The 18,240-nt window shown below is 48.3% G+C and carries 17 protein-coding genes; 14 read left to right on the plus strand and 3 right to left on the minus strand.

Features of this window, described 5'->3' with window-relative positions; translation table 11 throughout:
- Positions 1–13: 13 nt before the first annotated feature.
- The 3 genes from K8U60_RS05525 to K8U60_RS05535 form a co-directional block, all read right to left on the minus strand.
- Entirely contained in the window at positions 14–1,393 is a 1,380-nt protein-coding gene (locus K8U60_RS05525; protein ID WP_223635535.1) for a sensor histidine kinase, read from the minus strand.
- On the minus strand, positions 1,390–2,061 hold the full coding sequence (locus tag K8U60_RS05530; protein WP_223635538.1) for a response regulator transcription factor: 672 nt from the start codon (positions 2,059–2,061) through the stop codon (positions 1,390–1,392). Before K8U60_RS05530 ends, K8U60_RS05525 begins: the two co-directional genes overlap by 4 nt.
- A gap of 75 nt (positions 2,062–2,136) precedes the next feature.
- On the minus strand, positions 2,137–4,236 hold the full coding sequence (locus K8U60_RS05535; protein ID WP_223635541.1) for an MMPL family transporter: 2,100 nt from the start codon (positions 4,234–4,236) through the stop codon (positions 2,137–2,139).
- Positions 4,237–4,461: 225 nt separating this feature from the next.
- Here K8U60_RS05535 and K8U60_RS05540 point away from each other — a divergent pair, with 225 nt between their 5' ends.
- From K8U60_RS05540 to K8U60_RS05605, 14 genes are all read left to right on the plus strand, one after another.
- Entirely contained in the window at positions 4,462–4,680 is a 219-nt protein-coding gene (locus K8U60_RS05540) for a hypothetical protein (protein ID WP_223635543.1), read from the plus strand.
- 693 nt (positions 4,681–5,373) lie between these two features.
- Positions 5,374–6,081 carry a FadR/GntR family transcriptional regulator gene (locus K8U60_RS05545; RefSeq protein ID WP_223635545.1) on the plus strand — a complete coding sequence of 236 codons (708 nt, stop codon included), beginning with the start codon at positions 5,374–5,376 and terminating at the stop codon, positions 6,079–6,081.
- Positions 6,082–6,202: 121 nt separating this feature from the next.
- The gene (locus tag K8U60_RS05550) at positions 6,203–6,934 is read left to right on the plus strand and encodes a (Fe-S)-binding protein (RefSeq protein ID WP_223635547.1); all 732 of its coding nucleotides are present in this window, start codon (positions 6,203–6,205) and stop codon (positions 6,932–6,934) included.
- Positions 6,935–6,936: 2 nt separating this feature from the next.
- A complete protein-coding gene (locus K8U60_RS05555; RefSeq protein ID WP_223635549.1) occupies positions 6,937–8,373 on the plus strand; it encodes a LutB/LldF family L-lactate oxidation iron-sulfur protein in 1,437 nt (478 codons plus the stop codon).
- The gene (locus tag K8U60_RS05560) at positions 8,366–9,067 is read left to right on the plus strand and encodes a LutC/YkgG family protein (RefSeq protein ID WP_223635551.1); all 702 of its coding nucleotides are present in this window, start codon (positions 8,366–8,368) and stop codon (positions 9,065–9,067) included. The genes K8U60_RS05555 and K8U60_RS05560 overlap by 8 nt, the downstream gene beginning before the upstream one ends.
- A gap of 146 nt (positions 9,068–9,213) precedes the next feature.
- Positions 9,214–9,591 carry a hypothetical protein gene (locus K8U60_RS05565; RefSeq protein WP_223635553.1) on the plus strand — a complete coding sequence of 126 codons (378 nt, stop codon included), beginning with the start codon at positions 9,214–9,216 and terminating at the stop codon, positions 9,589–9,591.
- Positions 9,592–9,953: 362 nt separating this feature from the next.
- On the plus strand, positions 9,954–11,147 hold the full coding sequence (locus K8U60_RS05570; protein ID WP_223635555.1) for a M20 family metallopeptidase: 1,194 nt from the start codon (positions 9,954–9,956) through the stop codon (positions 11,145–11,147).
- 69 nt (positions 11,148–11,216) lie between these two features.
- Complete coding sequence (locus K8U60_RS05575; RefSeq protein ID WP_223635558.1) at positions 11,217–11,528, plus strand: DUF3870 domain-containing protein; 312 nt, start codon at positions 11,217–11,219, stop codon at positions 11,526–11,528.
- A gap of 285 nt (positions 11,529–11,813) precedes the next feature.
- Complete coding sequence (locus K8U60_RS05580) at positions 11,814–12,977, plus strand: CaiB/BaiF CoA transferase family protein (protein WP_223635561.1); 1,164 nt, start codon at positions 11,814–11,816, stop codon at positions 12,975–12,977.
- A 14-nt stretch (positions 12,978–12,991) separates the two neighbouring features.
- Complete coding sequence (locus tag K8U60_RS05585; RefSeq protein WP_223635563.1) at positions 12,992–14,206, plus strand: acyl-CoA dehydrogenase family protein; 1,215 nt, start codon at positions 12,992–12,994, stop codon at positions 14,204–14,206.
- 294 nt (positions 14,207–14,500) lie between these two features.
- Entirely contained in the window at positions 14,501–15,217 is a 717-nt protein-coding gene (locus tag K8U60_RS05590; RefSeq protein WP_223636018.1) for a PspA/IM30 family protein, read from the plus strand.
- Positions 15,218–15,265: 48 nt separating this feature from the next.
- Positions 15,266–16,294 (plus strand): TFIIB-type zinc ribbon-containing protein, encoded by a 1,029-nt coding sequence (locus tag K8U60_RS05595; protein WP_223635566.1) that lies wholly within the window; start codon positions 15,266–15,268, stop codon positions 16,292–16,294.
- Positions 16,291–17,067 (plus strand): TPM domain-containing protein, encoded by a 777-nt coding sequence (locus K8U60_RS05600; RefSeq protein ID WP_223635569.1) that lies wholly within the window; start codon positions 16,291–16,293, stop codon positions 17,065–17,067. Before K8U60_RS05595 ends, K8U60_RS05600 begins: the two co-directional genes overlap by 4 nt.
- 32 nt (positions 17,068–17,099) lie before the next feature.
- A complete protein-coding gene (locus K8U60_RS05605) occupies positions 17,100–18,098 on the plus strand; it encodes an SPFH domain-containing protein (RefSeq protein ID WP_223636020.1) in 999 nt (332 codons plus the stop codon).
- Positions 18,099–18,240: the final 142 nt, after the last annotated feature.

Here is an 18,240-nt window from a genome sequence, read left to right on the forward strand (position 1 = left end):
AACTTATTATTGTTTAGGGATGAGGGAAGTGCAGGATAAATTCACTGCCCTCATCTTCTTTGCTATTGACTCGGATGGTGCCGTGATGCAAGCTGACGATTTGGTGGACGATGGACAGCCCGAGCCCGGTGCTGTCTTTTTTGCGTGCTGCATCGACGCGGTAGAAACGGTCGAACAATTGCGGCAAGGCGTCTTTCGGAATGCCCAGGCCGCTGTCTTTGAATGCCACGATGGTGCCGGTTTCGTCCGACTGTAAGGTGATTTCAATGCTGCCGCGGGATTTATTGTACTTGATGGCATTGGTCAGCAGGTTATCCCATACATTGTCGAGCAGCTCGGGATCGCCATGGAACCGGGTGGGTGCGAGTTGATAAGACAAATTGATGTCCTCTTCCTCGAGGCGCCAGCGGTATTTCCGGACAGCGCTTCTCAATTGCTCATCCAACTGGAATTCTTTCACTTTCATCGGATAAGCGCCTTGGTCGAGCGATGTCAACAGCAGCAATTGGCGTGTCAGGCTGGACAGCCGCTTCGCTTCCTCATCAATGATGGCCGTATATGCCAAGCGGTCTTGCTCGGCAAGGTTCGGCGACTTCAACAAGTCGGCATAGCCTTGGATGTTCATCAGCGGCGACTGGAAATCATGCGACACATTGCTGATGAAGGATTTGCGCGCCAGGTCGTTATGCTGGAGCTGTTTCTGCATCAAGTTGAAGCTTTCGGACAGCTGGCCGATTTCATCATTGCGCCGAATATCAAGCGGATAGCTGTAGTTTTCGCGCGCAATGTGTTTGGTCGCTTCCGTCAACTGGACAATCGGCCGCGTCAATTGCCGCGCCATAAAAATCATGCCGATGATGCTGACAAGCGCAATCGCTGCCACAAAGCCGATCAGCACAGAATGGATATCGGTCGACACGAGCTTGGTATCGGGACGGATGAACAGACCATACCGTTCGCCGTCCCGTTCAAACGGAACGCCGACTGTGTTATGCAGTTCATTGGTGAAGTGGCCGATCATGAAGATTTTGTCTGTAAGATTGTCCACTCCGGTATAGGTTTCATTTTCCGTCAGGACCCGGTTGGCGGGTTCCGGAAATGTGATGTCATCAAACGGTTCGCCGAAAAATTGCATATTTCCCGAACTGTCGGCGAGTGCAATCTGATAGCCGAGCTTCGCGACGGCCTGCATATAGCTGTTGAAACTTTCCTCGGAATACGGGATGCTTTCCACAGTACTGACGATTTCTTCTGCGATGGCTACGTTCTGCCTGATGGTTTCTTCTTTTGTGATGGACACATAGAAGATATTGGCGATGGTGAAACCAATCAGGATGCTGATGGCCAGAATGAACAGCGTTGCCACAGTGAATTGCCGGTACAAGGTTTTCATTTTGGTGCCTCAAGCTTATAACCGATGCCGCGCAAAGTATGGATTTCAACATCAGCGCCATAGCGTTTCAGGCGGTCGCGAATCCGGTTGATGTGGGTGTTCAAGGTCATTTCATTGCCTTCATGTTCTTCGCCCCAGACGTAGTCCATCAGCAGTCCGCGGGGAGTGGCCAGATTGACACGCGATACCAGCAGCGACAACAGTTCGAATTCTTTCAGCGGCAAGATGACGGTTTCATTGCCGATGGTCACTTCGAAGTTCCGCCGGTTGATCGCCAGGTTGCCGGCCTGCAAATTTTCCTGGACAGAGCGTTCGGATCGGCGGAGCACCACCGCAACACGAAACAGCAATTCCTTCGGCTCAAAAGGTTTGACCATGTAATCTTCGGTACCGGAAAGAAAGCCTTTCTCCTTGTCCTCCAGCTGGCCTTTCGCCGTCAGCAGAATCACCGGAATGTCCAAGTCCTGCGTCAAGATGCGGGTCAGTTGAAAACCATCCATGCCGGGCATCATGACATCCACGATGGCCAAATCAACGAGCTGGTCCTCGAGCAGCAGCAACGCCTGTTCCGCATCGTTTGCTTTGAACACGGTATAGCCTTCCTTACCGAGATGGATTGCCACGAGTTGCTGAATATAGATATCATCGTCCACGACGAGTATTTTCATGTGGATTCCTCCCATTCACTCAGAAAGCCCGGCATAAGGAAGACCGGGCTTTCAACTCTCTATATTATGCAGGGTTTACTTGTCTTTTTCAAAAAACAGTATCAAAGCCGGGAGCAGCAGGCCACGCACAAGGAAGGTATCGATCAGAATGCCGATCGAAACCATAAAGCCGAAGACGAATAAATCAGCAATCGGCATCGTCGTCAATGCCGCAAATGTCGCTGCCAGAATGATGCCCGCAGAAGAAATGACACCGCCTGTATGGCTGATCGCGACTTCAAGCGCGTCTTTGACTTTCCGTGCTTTCCGTTCTTCGATAAAGCGTGAAACCAGGATGATGTTATAGTCGATTCCAAGCGCTACCAGGAAGATGAACGCATACACCGGTACGCGGGTACTGATGGCTTCATAGCCGAACAGCACGTCAACAAGGAAAATCCCCAGTCCCAGCGCCGACAGATAAGAAAGTAAAATCGTTGCCATCATATAGATCGGCATTTTCCATGACCGTGTCAATACGAACAGCAACACCAGGATCAACAAGGTTTCAAGTATGACAATTTTGTAGATATCGCTATTGTTGACGTCCCGCTCATCGACAAGTTTCGGCGTAATGCCACCGAAATGCGTTTCGCCATCAATGGAAGTACGGTCCAGCAAAGTGCTGCCGTCGTTCCGCAGCCGTTCCATAAATTCCAGTGCTTCTGTTGAATACGGATTCATTGATAAGGCAATATTGTATTTCACTGCTTCGCCGTCGTCCGTTTGACCGGATAAACGAGCAGAGGCGATTTCCTCATAAGCCGTCAGTTCTTCAGAAAGAAGAGCTGCGGCTTCTTCTGTAATCGGCTCCTCCCCAACAACCAAAAGGGTGGAAGGCGCGATTTCGCCTTTGTCGAATTTCTGTTCAACAATCTCATAGCCAACACGGGAGGGCATATCTTCCGGGAATGATTTGACTGTATCGAATTCAAACTCCAGGTTCACGATATTCAATGCCGAAATGATCATCAGAGCGGCGACAAGTCCGCCGGAAATCAACGGTTTGTTGACGACGAATTTCGCAACGGGTCCCCAAATGCCATGCTTCACTTCTGACGATTGACCATATTTCGGCACTTTCGGCCAAAATGCTTTACGGCCGAATAACGTGAATAAAGCCGGAATCAGCGTGATTGAAGCAATCATGATGACGAAAACAGCCGTACCAAAAATCGGCGCAAAGTTTGCGTAGTCACGGAAGTCTGCAAAGAACAGCACCAGCATGGCTGCCAGAACAGTACCGCCGGCGAAGAACACGGGTTCTCCCGTTGCCCGCATCGCGTATTTCATGGCTTCGTGTTTGCTTTCATAATGGTTCAATTCTTCGCGGAAGCGTGAGAACACGAACAGCGAGTAATCGATTACAGCCGCAAACAGCAAGATGCTCATGATCGAAGTCGTTTGGCTGGTCAGTTCCAATCCGCCGGAACCCATAAAGGCAAGTGTCTGGTTGACCACTTGATAGACGATCACTGTCGCCAAAAGCGGGATAAATGCTAAAAGTGGCGAGCGGTAAATGACAATCAACAGTACGAGGATGATCAGTACAGTCGCAATCAATAAGACAAAATCCGCTTCTTCAAACAATTTTACGGTATCGCCCGCAATACCGGCAGGGCCGGTGACGTAAAATTCCATCGATCCGGAATCAGCTGCGATGCCGCTGCCGATTTCAGAAGCTTCGTCATTGATTTCCGCAAAATCGGCACTGCCGAGCCCTGCCTCAAGTGACATCGGAATAATCATTGTCGTATTGTCTTCAGAATAAAAACCTTCTAAAGCAGGAGGAGGCAATTGGCTGATGTCGACAATCGAGTCGATGCCTTCAATGTTTGCCTCTGTAATGCCTGTCAGAATTTCTTGTACAGTTACGGGATTGACATCGCCTTCGCTGTTATGGAAAACGAGAATGCCAGGTGTCCCTTGGTCGTTCGGGAAATATTCCTTCAGTTTCTGGTCCGCAATGATCGATTGTGCATCATCGGGCAGCGACTGGAAATTAGCGACTTTGTAGTCGTTGAGCCTCGGCCCCATGCTGAGTGCAATCATCAGGACAAGCCAGACAATGAGGGTAATCCACATGCCTTTTTTTGTTGATACCCAATCCGTGATCGGGTTCAGGAATTTGTTCATTACGTTATTTCTCCTCTCTATCAAAAAAACATTTCTGACCCATCATAAGGGGCGAATATAAATTGAATATCAATTTTGGGTGGCAGAGGTTTGAACAATGATGAAAAGCCTTAGCCGAATATTAAGGGGGAATGGGAAGTCAGGCGATAAAGATTTCAAGAGAGGATTAGGATCGAAACAGGAGGGTAAACTATCATTAAAATGTACAAACAGGAGGAATCAGCAATGACAAGAAAAGGTACAGCAGGACGATCACCAGGAGAACAAGCAAGCGGTGCTCCGGATTCGGGAATCGACAAAGCCGTCAAGAAAACTAAAGAAGCTTTCGACAAAGATAACGAAGCCACTGATTATGAAGATGGTAAAGACGAAATGCAGGATGCGAAAGAATATTCTAAGGATGTATCGGATAAACGGACAGGAGACGCAAGAAGAAACGATTGAAATTGTATGCGTGCCTGGCACCCGCATAATGTAAAAACTGGACCACTTGGAAACAAGTGGTCCGGTTTTTCTATTTTTCTACTCTTTTCGCTTAAGATCTGCAATTGAATCGATGTCCATCTAGACAGGTACGGCGATTCCGTCTTGACCGCCAGTCAGTCACATCAATTGTATTGTTGTATAAAGAAATGGATAGTGGATGGCTGCTTACTACATAGATTTTCCATATTGTAAAATCAGCTTCAATCTATTCAAATCGTGAATGGAATAAAACTGAATAAACTAAAACGCTATTTCCTCTAAGGTTTCGAGGGATGTGGAGTAAAAGGTCTAAAGGGAGGAATAATCAGTAGAATCCTTTGGCTAACGCCATGAATAAAATTGAATAAAAGACCATTCCATTACGTTTCCTGGAGTGAAAAAGTTTGCTGGGATACGGAGGAACAAATAATGAATACCCATTATGAATTATTTTGAGATAAAGTTTTGTAAGTAGAGAGAAACTTACTATCTGTGAATAGTTAAAATGAGAATTTTAAAAACTTGATTAAATTCAGAATATTGGATAAGTTTAATTTTAATCATCTGATGACCTGTTGTATTGGTAGTCAGCATCTTTGAAGCGTTCCACTATATTCTCTCTGTTTCTTTTTAAAGGGGAGCCAGGAATATATCAGTCAGGAGAGAAAGTTTATGGAGATTAAACCAATTCGCACAAGAAAGATATACGAAGAAGTCACAGATTCCATTTTGGAAATGATCAAGAGCGGCCAATTTAAGACAGGTGACAAACTGGATTCTGTTGAGCAATTAGCAAAAAACTTCAATGTTGGACGCTCGGCGATACGAGAAGCTTTGAGTGGTTTGCGTGCTATGGGGTTAGTCGAAATGCGCCAAGGCGAAGGAACGTATATTACCTCATTCGATGCTTCAAAGTTTTCCCTCCCTTTGTCTTCTGCACTTCTCATAAAGCGGGAAGATATTAAAGAACTTTCAGAAGTCCGTAAAATTTTGGAGGTCGGAGCGGTAGCGTCTGCTTCAGTCAACCATGACGATGAAGATCTATTGCTGATGGAAGAAGCTTTAAACGCGATGAAAGAAGCCAAAGGGCAAGGGGAAATAGGCGAGAAGGCAGACTTGGATTTCCATTTGGCCATCGCTCATGCAACACACAATAAGATGTTGATCAATTTAATGTCCAGTGTGTCTGAAATTATGGTTGAATCGATGCGGGAAACACGGCAGCTTCTTTTGTATTCAGAAGAAATGATGGCTTCTTTAGTCGAAGAGCATCAATTGATCTATCGAGCGATAAAAGCTCGAAATATAGAAGAAGCTCAAAAAAACATGCTCAATCATTTAATTGGAGTAGAAAAAGTTCTTTCGCACTATATCGAGTAACGCACTTCATTTTCCAAAGGACGCACTTCTGCGCTCTAGTCATATGATGACCTGTTCTATTTATGGGCAGGGATCATATTCTCCTCTTAGAATGAAAAAACTATGGAAAGAGTGGATGAACATGAAAGTATCCTTATTTGTCACTTGCCTCTCAGAGATGTTTTATCAAAATGTCGCAAAAGATGTTGTGGAAGTTTTGGAGCGGCTCGGGTGCGATATCGATTTTCCCAAAGGGCAGATCTGTTGCGGGCAGCCGGCCTACAATAGCGGATACCGGGAAGATGCACAAAAAGCGGCAAAGCAGATGATCGCCAGTTTCGAAAACTCGGAGTTTATCGTGACTCCATCCGGTTCTTGTGCTGCGATGTTCAAAGAATATCCGGACCTGCTCAAAGATGACGAAACGTGGCATGAACGGGCACAGACCGTGGCGGATAAAACGTATGAGTTCACCCAATTCATCGTCAATGTGTTGAAGATTGAAGATGTAGGAGCAGTATATCCGGCAAGGGCAACGTACCATACCTCCTGCCATATGATGCGATTACTGAAAGAAACAGAAGCACCATTTAAGCTGTTGGCGAATGTCAAAGGACTTGAAATGCTGCCGCTCGCGAATAATTACGATTGCTGTGGATTCGGGGGAACGTTCGCCGTTAAGATGGCGCCGATTTCAGAGCAGATGGTGGATGAAAAAGTCCGGCATGTAGAGGAAACAACAGCAACTCTTTTGATCGCAGCGGATAATGGCTGCATGATGAATATCAAAGGCCGGATTGATCGAAAAGGCAAAGCGATTGAAGTGAAGCATATTGCACAAATCCTTAATTCGCGTGTAGAAGGGAGTGTCTAACAATGGCGATGAAAATTGGAAGCAAACCATTTTTTGGTCGAGTTGATGAAGCCCTGCAAGACGAGTTTATGAGAAAGGCCATGAGTTCTGCACAAGATCGGCTGCGGGGAAAGAAAATGCTGGCGACTGTGGAAGATGAACTAGTGGGGGATTGGGAAGAGTGGCGAAGCGCCGGTGAAGAGATCCGCCGCCATACGCTGGATAATTTGGATTTCTATTTGGACCAATTGAGTGAAAACTTTTCGAAAAGGGGCGGCCATGTGTATTTTGCCGCGACAGCGGAAGACGCCACCCGCTATATCCAGGAAGTTGCCAAACAGAAAAACGCCAAAAAAGTGACGAAAGCAAAATCCATGGTGACAGAAGAAATCGGGCTCAACGAAGCGTTGGAAGAAGTCGGCTGTGAAGTGTATGAAACAGACTTGGCAGAATACATCCTGCAGATCGACGACCATGATCGGCCATCCCATATTGTGGTTCCTTCTCTGCATAAAAACAAGGAACAAATCCGGGATACATTTCGGGATAAAGCCAACTATACGGGTACTGAAGAACCCAAGCAGTTGGCTGCCTTTGCACGGAGCCAATTGCGTGAAACCTTTATGCAAGCGGACATTGGAGTTACAGGCTGCAACTTTGCGGTAGCAGAATCAGGAACGATTTCTCTCGTGACCAATGAAGGAAACGCCAATATGGTCACGACGTTCCCAGAGACACAAATCAGCATTATGGGAATGGAGCGGCTGGTGCCGACCTGGGAAGAACTCGATGTCATGACCAATCTGCTGAGCAGAAGTGCAGTCGGGCAAAAAATAACGACGTATGTCACCAACCTGACTCCCCAATTGGAGGAAGACAGTGTGGATGCACCCAAGGAATTTCATTTGGTGATTTTGGATGCAGGGCGTTCGAAGGCGCTGGGCACTGAGTTTCAATCAGCGCTCCATTGTATTCGATGTGCGGCTTGTGTCAATGTATGTCCGGTTTACCGCCATATAGGTGGCCATGCGTATGGCTCCATTTATCAAGGGCCGATCGGAGCTGTATTGTCCCCTATTCTCGGCGGTTATGAAGAGTATGGTGAACTTCCTTTCGCTTCCAGCCTTTGTGCAGCCTGCAGTGAAGCTTGTCCGGTGAAAATTCCCCTTCACGAGCAATTGATCCGGCACCGGGAGATTTATGTGAAGGAAAAAGCGAAGACCAGTGAAAAATTGGCAATGAAAACATTCGGCATCGGTGCAAGTTCCCCTTCGCTATTCCGCCTGGCAGTAAAAGGGATGCCGGCCATGATGAAACCTTTTGTCAAAGACGATAGCATCTCGGGTGGTCCGGGGCCGATTAAGCTTTGGACAGCTGTACGGGATTTCCCAGCACCTGCAAACAGCAACTTCCGGAAATGGTTCGACAATCACAAGAGAGGGGGAGGAACAGATGGCTGAAGGGATGATTCACAATAAAACGGATTTTTTGGCGACAATTTCAACCAAGCTTGGACGAGAGCAAAGCAAACAGGTGACTAGACCCGATTGGAAGCATCGTCCTCAGCTGGAAATTTTGAAAAAGACATCTTCTGAAGAATTGGCCGCTGTGTTCACTAAGAACAGTATCGAAAAAACAACCAATGTGATTCAAACAGATAGCGCGCAGCTTGGGGAAGTCCTGCTGGAAACTTTCAGGAAGTATGAAGGTGGGCGGATTGTGGCCACAAAAGATGGACGATTCAGCGACTACGGACTGGATGTCGTATTGGCTGACAGCGGCGCCCATGTCTGGAATTCGGAATTGGGAGAAGAGAATATCGAAATAGCAAAACAAGCTGCCATCGGAGTGTTTTTCAGTGATGTCAGTTTAGCCGAGTCGGGTACGGTTGTGCAATTCAATGATAAGGATATTGCCCGTTCGGTCAGCTTGCTGCCCTTGGCTTATGTTGCCATTGTCCCGAAATCGACGATTGTGCCTCGCATGACGCAGGTTTCCCAGACAATCCATAAATCGATTAGCGAAGGGAAAGAACTTTCGACATGCATCAATTTCATTTCAGGACCAAGCAATAGTGCGGATATTGAGATGAATATCGTCATTGGTGTGCATGGACCGATTGAAGCGGTGCATATCGTGGTGGCTGATCGATGATTAATTGTTTGCGTGTCTTCCGCCGCTGCGAGTCACCTAAACAACTTAAAGGATTGTTCGCCGGTGCTGCAGAATAATTAACAGGTGACCGAAAATCGCAGCAGGCTAAATGCTTGAAGAGAAGTTAGAGAGAAAGAAGGAACAAGATGAAGGGGTATGTATTAACTGCGGTGGCTATGTTAGCCAGTATCGGACTGATTTACGGGGAAGAACTGTCCGGTACAGACGACACCGATTGGCTCTTCGCTGTATCAACGTTGATTATATTTGCCTTGTATCTGCAGGTTTGGAAGCGCTGGAATCCTGGTGGTGCAGGCATTATTGCAGTAACCGCATTCATGCTGTTCACCATCGGCTCCATTTTTCTTTTGGATGAGGTTTCAGTTCGGATCTACAGTTTTTTATTGGGGCCTTTACTGATCCCCTTTTGCAAGAAGTATCGGGACGCAGCGTTAACGTCGCTGGCTTTTGTAGCGGAGCAATTGGTGGTCTATACGGAAATGGGAAATGACGCTATAGTTTAGGTGCTGTTTACCATGAACGGCCTCTTGGCGTTCGGCGGTGCATACTTTGGGTTGAAATGGCTGAGACGTTGTTTTACTGTCTTCTTTTCAATGTCTGCCTTGCTATTGGTGTTCCTAAACAGTTTTAATGAAGGCAAGCTGCTTCTTATTTTAGTTCTTGCAGCCATTGTTTTGGTTGTTTGTGGGATCTATAAATTTTCAAGGTCCGCAGTAGAACTAAAAGAGCGAGGGGGAAAGTCAAACAAGCCGGACTTTCCATGGTATAGGTAAAGACGGTTTTTTATTATGAAATTATACAGCATGAAAGATGAAAAGCATTGTTTTTCCAAGAAAGTGTAGAATCTAGGAAGGGAGTGATTGCCATGCTTACTGCAGAATTGATGAAACGATTAGATGCCAAAGAACAGCGCATCATTGAGATAAGGCGGCATCTTCACGAGCATCCGGAGCTGTCGTTTGAAGAAGAACAGACTGCCGCATATATCGAGGATTTCTATAAAGACGTGCCAGTGGATACTGTGGAAACCGATGTCGGTGACCATCGGGGCATCGTTGTAACGATTAAGGGAGAAAAGCCCGGAAAGACCATTGCGATCCGCGCAGATTTTGATGCCTTGCCGATCCAGGAGGAAACGGGACTGCCGTTCGCCTCCAAAACGGAAGGCATCATGCATGCCTGTGGGCATGATGGACATACAGCTTATATGCTGGTGCTTGCTGAAACCTTGGCCGAGATGAAAGGTCAATTGACAGGGACGATCAAAGTCATTCACCAGCCGGCCGAGGAAATGCCGCCGGGAGGCGCAATCGGAATGGTCAAAGCTGGAGTTCTCGATGGCGTGGAGGCGGTCTTCGGAATCCATGTCATGTCGACGATGGAAACCGGCAAAATTTTTTACCGAAGCGGCAATACGCAAACCGGGAGAGCCCGCTTCAAGCTGCATATCCAAGGGAAAGGCGGCCATGGCTCTTCACCGCATATGGCAAATGACGCGATTGTGGCAGCCAGTTCCTTTGTGATGAACTGCCAGACCATCATCAGCCGGCGGGTGGATCCATTCGATACCGCTGTGGTGACGATCGGTTCTTTCGACGGCAAGGGCCAGTTCAATGTCATCAAGGATTCTGTCGCGCTCGAAGGCGATGTAAGGACCATGTCGCATGAATCCCGGGAGTTGGTGGAAAAACAGGTTCGCCAATTTGCGGAAGGGTTGGAAACTTCTTTTGGTGTAGAGACCACTTTAAAATACGCCAATGATTACCCCGTTCTCTATAATGATCCGGGAGTCACCGAACAGGTTCGCCAAGCGCTCGAAGAGGCAGCTATCCCCGAAGTGTCGGCTGTCACAGAAGTTGCACCGCAGCCGCCCTCGGAGGATTTCGCTTATTATCTGCAGGAAAAGCCGGGCTGCTTTTTCTATGTCGGTGCAAAGCCTGAAGGAAAAGAATCGTATCCGCATCATCATCCGAAATTCGAAATCGATGAAAAGAGCCTGTTGATCAGTGCGAAAGCCATGGCTGCAGTGGTAGGGGCTTATTGTGGAAGGGGAGAGTGACGATTGCTTCCAGCAAATCTTAAGTTTTGACGAACAAAGTTTCAGAGAAATGCCGAGGAGGAAAAAATCATGAATACTGTTTTTATTGCGGGCCACGCCAGGCTGCCGGCGGGCATGGCGGCGCAGAATATGTATGAGACCTTGACCATCACCGCAGAAATCGACAAGAAATACAGCGTGATTGTAGCGGCCAGCTGCACCTTGGCGACTGTTCACGGACAGGAATTTGTCCATCAATTATTGAGGGGGCACAGCCTGCAGGATGGCATTGAAAAACCGTTGGCGGCCATCAAAACCCATTACCTTGGAAAAGCTGGAAATGCCTTAGCATCTGCTTTGAAGGATTTACATAAGCATTACGAAGCCCACAAAGAAAAATAATTAGTTTACAGAAAATTAAAAATAAATAGGCTTTTGTTATTTACAAAACATGTCTTCTGTATTAAAGTGGCAATAAGAATCGTACCAGAACGCGATAGCGCTCTTTCCGTACGATCAAGCTGAGCACGGAAAAGAAGAAATACCCATACTGCCTAGTCTGCCGAAATTTCTTTCCGGAAGTTTCATACGTAGATAAAAGCCAGTTCATTCAGACAAGCAGTTTTGCTGTTGTCTTTTTGGACTGGCTTTTTTGTATGGGAACAGCATTGAAAGGAGCCGTGAAAAATGACCGGGGCATTGGAAGGTATAAAAATACTCGATTTATCGCGTGTTCTTGCAGGTCCTTACTGCACGATGATTCTTGGGGATCTGGGAGCGGAAGTCATAAAAGTGGAATCTCCCGGTGGCAGTGATGAGACACGGAAATGGGGTCCTCCTTTCCGGAATGACGTGAGTGCTTATTATTTGAGTGCCAACCGCAATAAAAAAGCAATTACTGTCGATTTGAAAACAGCGGAAGGCGTGGCAATCATCAAAAAGCTTGCTGCAGAAAGTGATGTGGTCGTCAGCAATTTTAAGACGGGCACCATGGAACGCTTCGGATTGGGCTACGAGACCTTGTCGCAAGTCAATCCTGGAATCGTCTTCTGTTCCATCACCGGTTTCGGTGAAACAGGACCGGATCGCGATGTGCCGGGCTATGATTTTATTATCCAGGCGATGAGCGGCTTGATGAGCATCACGGGAACTAAGGAATCAGGACCTCAGAAGTCGGGGGTTGCGATTGTGGATGTGTTGACGGGATTATATGCCTGCATCGGCATTCAGGCGGCATTGCTGGAACGGGTGAGTTCCGGCAAAGGGCAGAAGCTGGATATTTCCTTATACGATACAGCGGTCAGTGCGTTGATCAATGTAGGCAGCAATTATTTGATGAATGAAAATATACCGACGGCTTTAGGCAACGCCCATGCCAATATCGTACCTTACCAAACATTTCGGACTGCTGATGGGGAAATGGTGCTCGCTGTCGGCAATGATCATCAATTCAAAGCATTGTGCGCGGTGTTAGCAACACCGGAATACGCAGAGGATGAGCGCTATCGGACCAATCCGAAACGGGTGGAGAACCGGGAAACGCTGGTGCCTTTGCTGCAGCAGGTTTTACTGACAGAAAAAACGGCTCATTGGCAGGCTCTATGCAGGGAACACAAGATTCCGGCCGGGCCGATTCAGACCATGCAGGACGTGGTCAATGATCCGCAGCTGCAGTCGCGCAATATGTTCATCGAGCACGATCATCCGACAGCCGGAAAAATCAAGATGATTGGCAGTCCGCTGAAATTGTCGCGAACACCCGTCAAAGTGAAACGGCATCCGCCGAATCCGGGAGAACATAACCATGAGATTTTAGGACGATATACCACACGGCAAACCAATACTTTATAAAGGGGAAATTTATTATGAATTTTTCATTCACAGAAGAACAGGAAATGCTGCGCCGCACGACACGAGGGTTCGTCGACAAAGAAATCATGCCATACATCGAGGAATGGGACCGCGAAGGCAAATCGGATCCGGCGATTTATGGCAAGCTGGCTGACCTCGGGCTGATGGGTGTCTGCATACCGGAGGCATACGGCGGCAGCGGCATGGATTATAATTCGCTGGCAATTGTCTGTGAGGAGTTGGAACGGGGCGATACGGCTTTCCGCACCGCCGTTTCTGTCCATACTGGCCTCAACAGCCTGACGATTCTCCAATGGGGGACGGAAGAGCAAAAGCAAAAATATTTAGTGCCACAAGCCAAAGGTGAAAAGATCGGCGCTTTCGGATTGACGGAACCAAGTGCCGGGTCGGATGTAGCAGCGATGAAGACGACCGCCGTGAAACAAGGCGACCATTATGTATTGAATGGACAGAAGACCTGGATTTCTCTAAGCGATGTGGCAGACCATTTCCTGGTTTTCGCCTATACGGGCGAGCAGTCGAAAAAGCATGGAGCGATTTCCGCTTTTATCGTGGAGCGTACATGGCCAGGATTCTCTTCCAAAGCCATCAAAGGCAAGCATGGCATCCGGGCGGGCAACACGGGCGAATTGTTTTTTGAAGACGTCAAGGTTCCGCAAGAGAATTTACTGGGCGAAGAAGGCGAAGGCTTTAAGATTGCCATGGCGGCACTGGATAATGGCCGTTTCACGGTGGCAGCGGGTGCAGTCGGTCAAATCATGGCGTGTCTGGAAGCGAGCGTCAGCTATTGCCATGAACGCCAGACATTCGGTAAGGAAATCGGGCGGCACCAATTGGTCCAGCAGATGATTGCGAAAATGGAAGCAGGTTTTCAGATGAGCCGTCTGCTTGTCTATCGCGCCGGCGAATTGAAGAACCAAGGGAAACGCAACACCCGGGAAACGTCATTGGCGAAATGGCAGGCCTGTGATTTTGCCAACCAGGCGGCAGACGATGCGTTCCAAATCCACGGGGCCTATGGCTACTCGGACGAATACCCGGTCAGCCGCTATCTGCGAAATTCAAAAGCGCCTGTCATTTACGAAGGGACACGTGAAATCCACACGATCATGCAGGCGGAATACGTGCTGGGCTATAAGGAAGACAAAGCCTTGTCGAAAACATTGCCGGCATGGGAACAGCAAAACGACCCCACAGCCATCCGTTAAGAAATAGAATGCAGAAGAAATGACAGCCGAAAGTACCCCGATGAACTGAAGCTAGGTTCAGGAGGTGCTGATCGGCTTTTTTTGATTTCAGTTGATTGAATTTTCCCCCTATAAAGATCACCTGGACGCGGCAATACGATATACTGATAGGGAGAATTCTTTTCATCTTGTACATGCATCAGCAAATGGATCGCGCTGTTGGCAGGCTTAATCTTTACAGGTAGAGGGTAATCTTTCAAGTAAGAAAGAGACTGCTCGGCAGTCCCAAAAAACCATACAAAGAGGAGAATGATGATGGAAATTCTAAGACGGTTCAAAGACATTATGACAAGCAATATCAACGCGCTATTGGATAAGGCAGAGGATCCGGAAAAGATGATCGATCAGTATTTGCGTGATTTGAACAGCGATCTTGGAAAAGTGAAATCAGAGACGGCAGCAATCATGGCGGCTGAAAAGCGCGAACGGCGTGAACTTGAAGAGCTGGAAAAAGAAATTGGCGACATGCAGCGCTATGCCGTAAAAGCATTGGAAGCCGGCAACGAAGACGACGCGCGGAAATTCCTGCAGCGCAAGGCAGAGCTTTCCGAAAAAGTGACAGACAAACAGACGGCTGTTGAGCTTGCAGCCGCCAATACGCAGCAGATGCGCCAAATGCATGACAAGCTGGAATCGGATATCGGCGAACTGGAGTCCCGCCGCTCTGAACTGAAAGGAAAGGCATCGGTCGCGAAGACGCAAAAACGCATGAACGATTTTGCTTCTTCCGTGGACGGAGCAGGCGAACGGATTTCCGCCTTCGACAAGATGGAACAGAAAATCAACCAGGAGCTTGACGAGGCCATCGCCATGTCGGAATTGAACAAAGGTTCGGGTACTGACATCAAGGATCTTGCTTCGAAATACGACAGCGATACTTCGGTTGATGACGAACTGGAATCATTGAAAGCCGGCATCAATGTGGACGATGAACTGGAAGCGTTGAAGAGCCAGTTGGGCAAAAATGAATGATGGCTGCTGTACGGACAGTTTCCTTTAAGCTGAAAGGAGGCGGACAGAATGGTCATTCAGTATAAATGTCCGAACTGCGGCTCGGATATGGCGTTCGACAGCGAATCGGGCCACCTGTCGTGCCCGAGCTGCGGCCGGCAGGATGACATCGAGACATTTCCGGAAACCAACATCCTGCGGAAATTCGATCCGGAGGAAGCGAAGGAATATCACTGCGAAAACTGCGGAGCGGTCATCCTGACTGAAGCGGAAACCACCGCGACCCATTGCAGCTTCTGCGGGGCGCCGGTGCTGTTGGCAGACCGGTTGACGGGTGACTTGGCCCCTGCCAAAGTGATCCCTTTCACCATCAGCAAAGACGAGGCTGTCGCCGCTTTCCGAAAATGGACGAAGAACGGGCGATTGACGCCGCCAGGCTTTGCGAGCGGCGACCGGATCAAAAAGATGACGGGCATGTATGTGCCGTTTTGGCTGTACGATATCGATGGCAAAGCGGACGTAGCGGCACTGGCGACCAGAGTCCGCAATTATACGCGGGGCGATACCATCTATACGGAGACGGATTTCTATGATGTCCGCCGGGAAATGGACCTCAGCTACCTCAAAGTGCCTGCGGATGCGTCGGAGAAAATGGACGATGAATTGATGGACAAACTGGAGCCGTATGATTACGGGGAACTTAAGGATTTCAGAATGCCCTACCTGGCAGGGTACCTGGCCGAGAAGTACGATTACGATGATGAAGCGCTGTTTTCACGGGTCGAATCGAAGATTATTCCTTATATCGACTCGTACATAAGCAGCACCATTGCCGGCTATTCAACCGTCAGCTATACCAATAAACAAATTCAGGCACATAAAAAGAATGTCTACTATACATTGTTTCCGGTATGGATGGTTTATTATGATTTTGAAAATAAGGAACATACGTTTGCGATGAACGGCCAAACCGGTAAAGTGGTCGGCAAGCCGCCGATCAGTGCGTTCAAAGTCGCTGCCTGGTTCACCGGCATTGCAGCTTCCGCTTTCGCCGTCTTGAAAGTGATTTCATTCGCTGTGGGAGGTGTTCTTTGGTGAGGGATTTTCAATCCAAATGGCTGATGACTCTGTATTTCCTGCTGATTTTCATAGGCATCGGCGGAGTGTCGGCGTCTGCTGCAGTGGATCAGCGTGTATACGATAACGCCAATCTGTTGAGTGACTCGGAGATCGCGGAATTGGAAGCTGTCGCAGCGGAACATAGCGGCAGGCATGGAACGGATTTCCTGTTCCTGACCTCTGAAGACCCGGAAGCGTTTGATGTCGTAGATTATATGGGTGATTTCTTTGACGCATGGGCTGCAGAAAACGGCCAGGAAAATGCTGTACTGCTGACGATGAATATTGCGACACGCGATGTGTATCTGGCTGGTTTTGGAACAGCTGAAACGACGCTGGACAACCAGCGCGTCAACCTGGTGCTGGACCGGATCCTTCCGGAAATGCAAAGAGGTGACTATGCAGGTGCATTCCGTGAAACGGTGACGACTGCGAGCCGTTACATGGAATTCCGCCCCGGCGTCAATCCGGAAAGCATCTTCTTTAAAAACTGGTTCCAGCTGGCTGTTGCGCTGTTGCTAGGCGGTGGCATCGTCGGTTTCATGGTCTACAATTCGGGTGGACGTGTGACGACGACGGCAAGCACCTATTTTGATGGGGACAATTCACGGGTGACCGGCAAGCTCGACCAGTTCCGCAACAAGACCATCTCACGCCGCAAAGTTCCGAAGAAAAGTGGCGGGGGCGGCGGCTTTGGCGGCGGAAGTACAGGGGGCGGACGCTCCTTCAGTGGAGGCGGACGTAAGTTTTAAAGCGGATCGAACCAGAGGAGGAGATGAACAGAATGGGTTTTTTCAGCAATCAATTTTCAGATGTAGTGGAATGGGAAGAATTCAGGGACGATATGATTTTCTGGAAATGGAACAATAACGAAGTCAAAAAAGGCAGCCGGCTCATTATTCGGCCTGGGCAGGATGCTATTTTCCTCAATAACGGCAAAATCGAAGGAATCTTCGAAGACGAAGGCGAGTACGATATCGAATCGGAAATCGTGCCATTTCTATCGACTTTAAAAGGTTTCCGTTTCGGTTTCAACAGCGGCATGCGTGTCGAAGTGCTGTTCGTGAACACCAAGGAGTTCACGGTCAAATGGGGGACGCAAAACCCGATCAATATCCCGGCGCCTCAGCTGCCCGGCGGCATGCCAATCCGGGCGAACGGTACCTTTCAGTTCAAGGTCAGCGATTATGTGGGTTTGATCGATAAGATTGCAGGTGTCCGCAACAGCTATCTGGTGGACGATGTGAAAATCCGTATCACGGCAATCCTGGATCAGCTCTTGATGAGATGGATTACAAAAGAGGGCAAGGACATGTTCAATCTGCAGGCCAATGCGCATGAAATCGGCAAGGGCATCCAGGACGACCTGAATATGCAGCTGATGGACGACGGCATGAAAGTCACCGGCTTCCAGGTCATGAGCTTCAATTATCCGAAGGAAATCCAGGACATGATCAACAAAAGCGCGTCACACGGCATGGTCGGCGACGTGGGCAAATACCAGCAGATCTCAGTGGCCGATGCCATGGGCAAATCATCGGGATCCAACGCGGCATCGGACATGGCCGGCATGATGATGGGCATGAACATCGCCAAAGAAATGATGGACGGCCAAAAAGAGTCGGATTCCAGCAAGCAGCAGAACACTGCTGATGCTGGCTCGAGCGATTCGGCCGCACAGCCAGAAACAAGCGGGCAAGCGGCACCGAAGTTCTGTCCGAACTGCGGCCAGAAAAATGAAGGCTCCAAATTCTGCCCGAATTGCGGGCAGGAGCTGGGATAATGCATGAAAGCTGAAAACCGCTGCCAGGATGAAAATCCGGGCAGCGGTTTTTTGCTTTCAAGATAGGTTCTTTGTTAAATATATATTCAAGGGATGCGGTTCCTAGTAGAATAACAGAAGAGTTCAGCTCAGCTTTATGTTC

Origin of the sequence: Planococcus circulans (assembly GCF_020023385.1) — a bacterium.
In the GTDB taxonomy this organism is placed as follows: domain Bacteria; phylum Bacillota; class Bacilli; order Bacillales_A; family Planococcaceae; genus Planococcus.

Bases quoted from the DNA above. Each gene is read 5' to 3' on its own strand.
- K8U60_RS05580 (WP_223635561.1), top strand. From the start codon at position 11,814: ATGACCGGGGCATTGGAAGGTATAAAAATACTCGATTTATCGCGTGTT.
- K8U60_RS05585 (WP_223635563.1), top strand. From the start codon at position 12,992: ATGAATTTTTCATTCACAGAAGAACAGGAAATGCTGCGCCGCACGACA.
- K8U60_RS05590 (WP_223636018.1), top strand. From the start codon at position 14,501: ATGGAAATTCTAAGACGGTTCAAAGACATTATGACAAGCAATATCAAC.
- K8U60_RS05575 (WP_223635558.1), top strand. From the start codon at position 11,217: ATGAATACTGTTTTTATTGCGGGCCACGCCAGGCTGCCGGCGGGCATG.
- K8U60_RS05565 (WP_223635553.1), top strand. From the start codon at position 9,214: ATGAAGGGGTATGTATTAACTGCGGTGGCTATGTTAGCCAGTATCGGA.
- K8U60_RS05550 (WP_223635547.1), top strand. From the start codon at position 6,203: ATGAAAGTATCCTTATTTGTCACTTGCCTCTCAGAGATGTTTTATCAA.
- K8U60_RS05530 (WP_223635538.1), bottom strand. From the start codon at position 2,061: ATGAAAATACTCGTCGTGGACGATGATATCTATATTCAGCAACTCGTG.
- K8U60_RS05535 (WP_223635541.1), bottom strand. From the start codon at position 4,236: ATGAACAAATTCCTGAACCCGATCACGGATTGGGTATCAACAAAAAAA.
- K8U60_RS05570 (WP_223635555.1), top strand. From the start codon at position 9,954: ATGCTTACTGCAGAATTGATGAAACGATTAGATGCCAAAGAACAGCGC.
- K8U60_RS05540 (WP_223635543.1), top strand. From the start codon at position 4,462: ATGACAAGAAAAGGTACAGCAGGACGATCACCAGGAGAACAAGCAAGC.
- K8U60_RS05605 (WP_223636020.1), top strand. From the start codon at position 17,100: ATGGGTTTTTTCAGCAATCAATTTTCAGATGTAGTGGAATGGGAAGAA.
- K8U60_RS05555 (WP_223635549.1), top strand. From the start codon at position 6,937: ATGGCGATGAAAATTGGAAGCAAACCATTTTTTGGTCGAGTTGATGAA.
- K8U60_RS05545 (WP_223635545.1), top strand. From the start codon at position 5,374: ATGGAGATTAAACCAATTCGCACAAGAAAGATATACGAAGAAGTCACA.
- K8U60_RS05560 (WP_223635551.1), top strand. From the start codon at position 8,366: ATGGCTGAAGGGATGATTCACAATAAAACGGATTTTTTGGCGACAATT.
- K8U60_RS05595 (WP_223635566.1), top strand. From the start codon at position 15,266: ATGGTCATTCAGTATAAATGTCCGAACTGCGGCTCGGATATGGCGTTC.
- K8U60_RS05525 (WP_223635535.1), bottom strand. From the start codon at position 1,393: ATGAAAACCTTGTACCGGCAATTCACTGTGGCAACGCTGTTCATTCTG.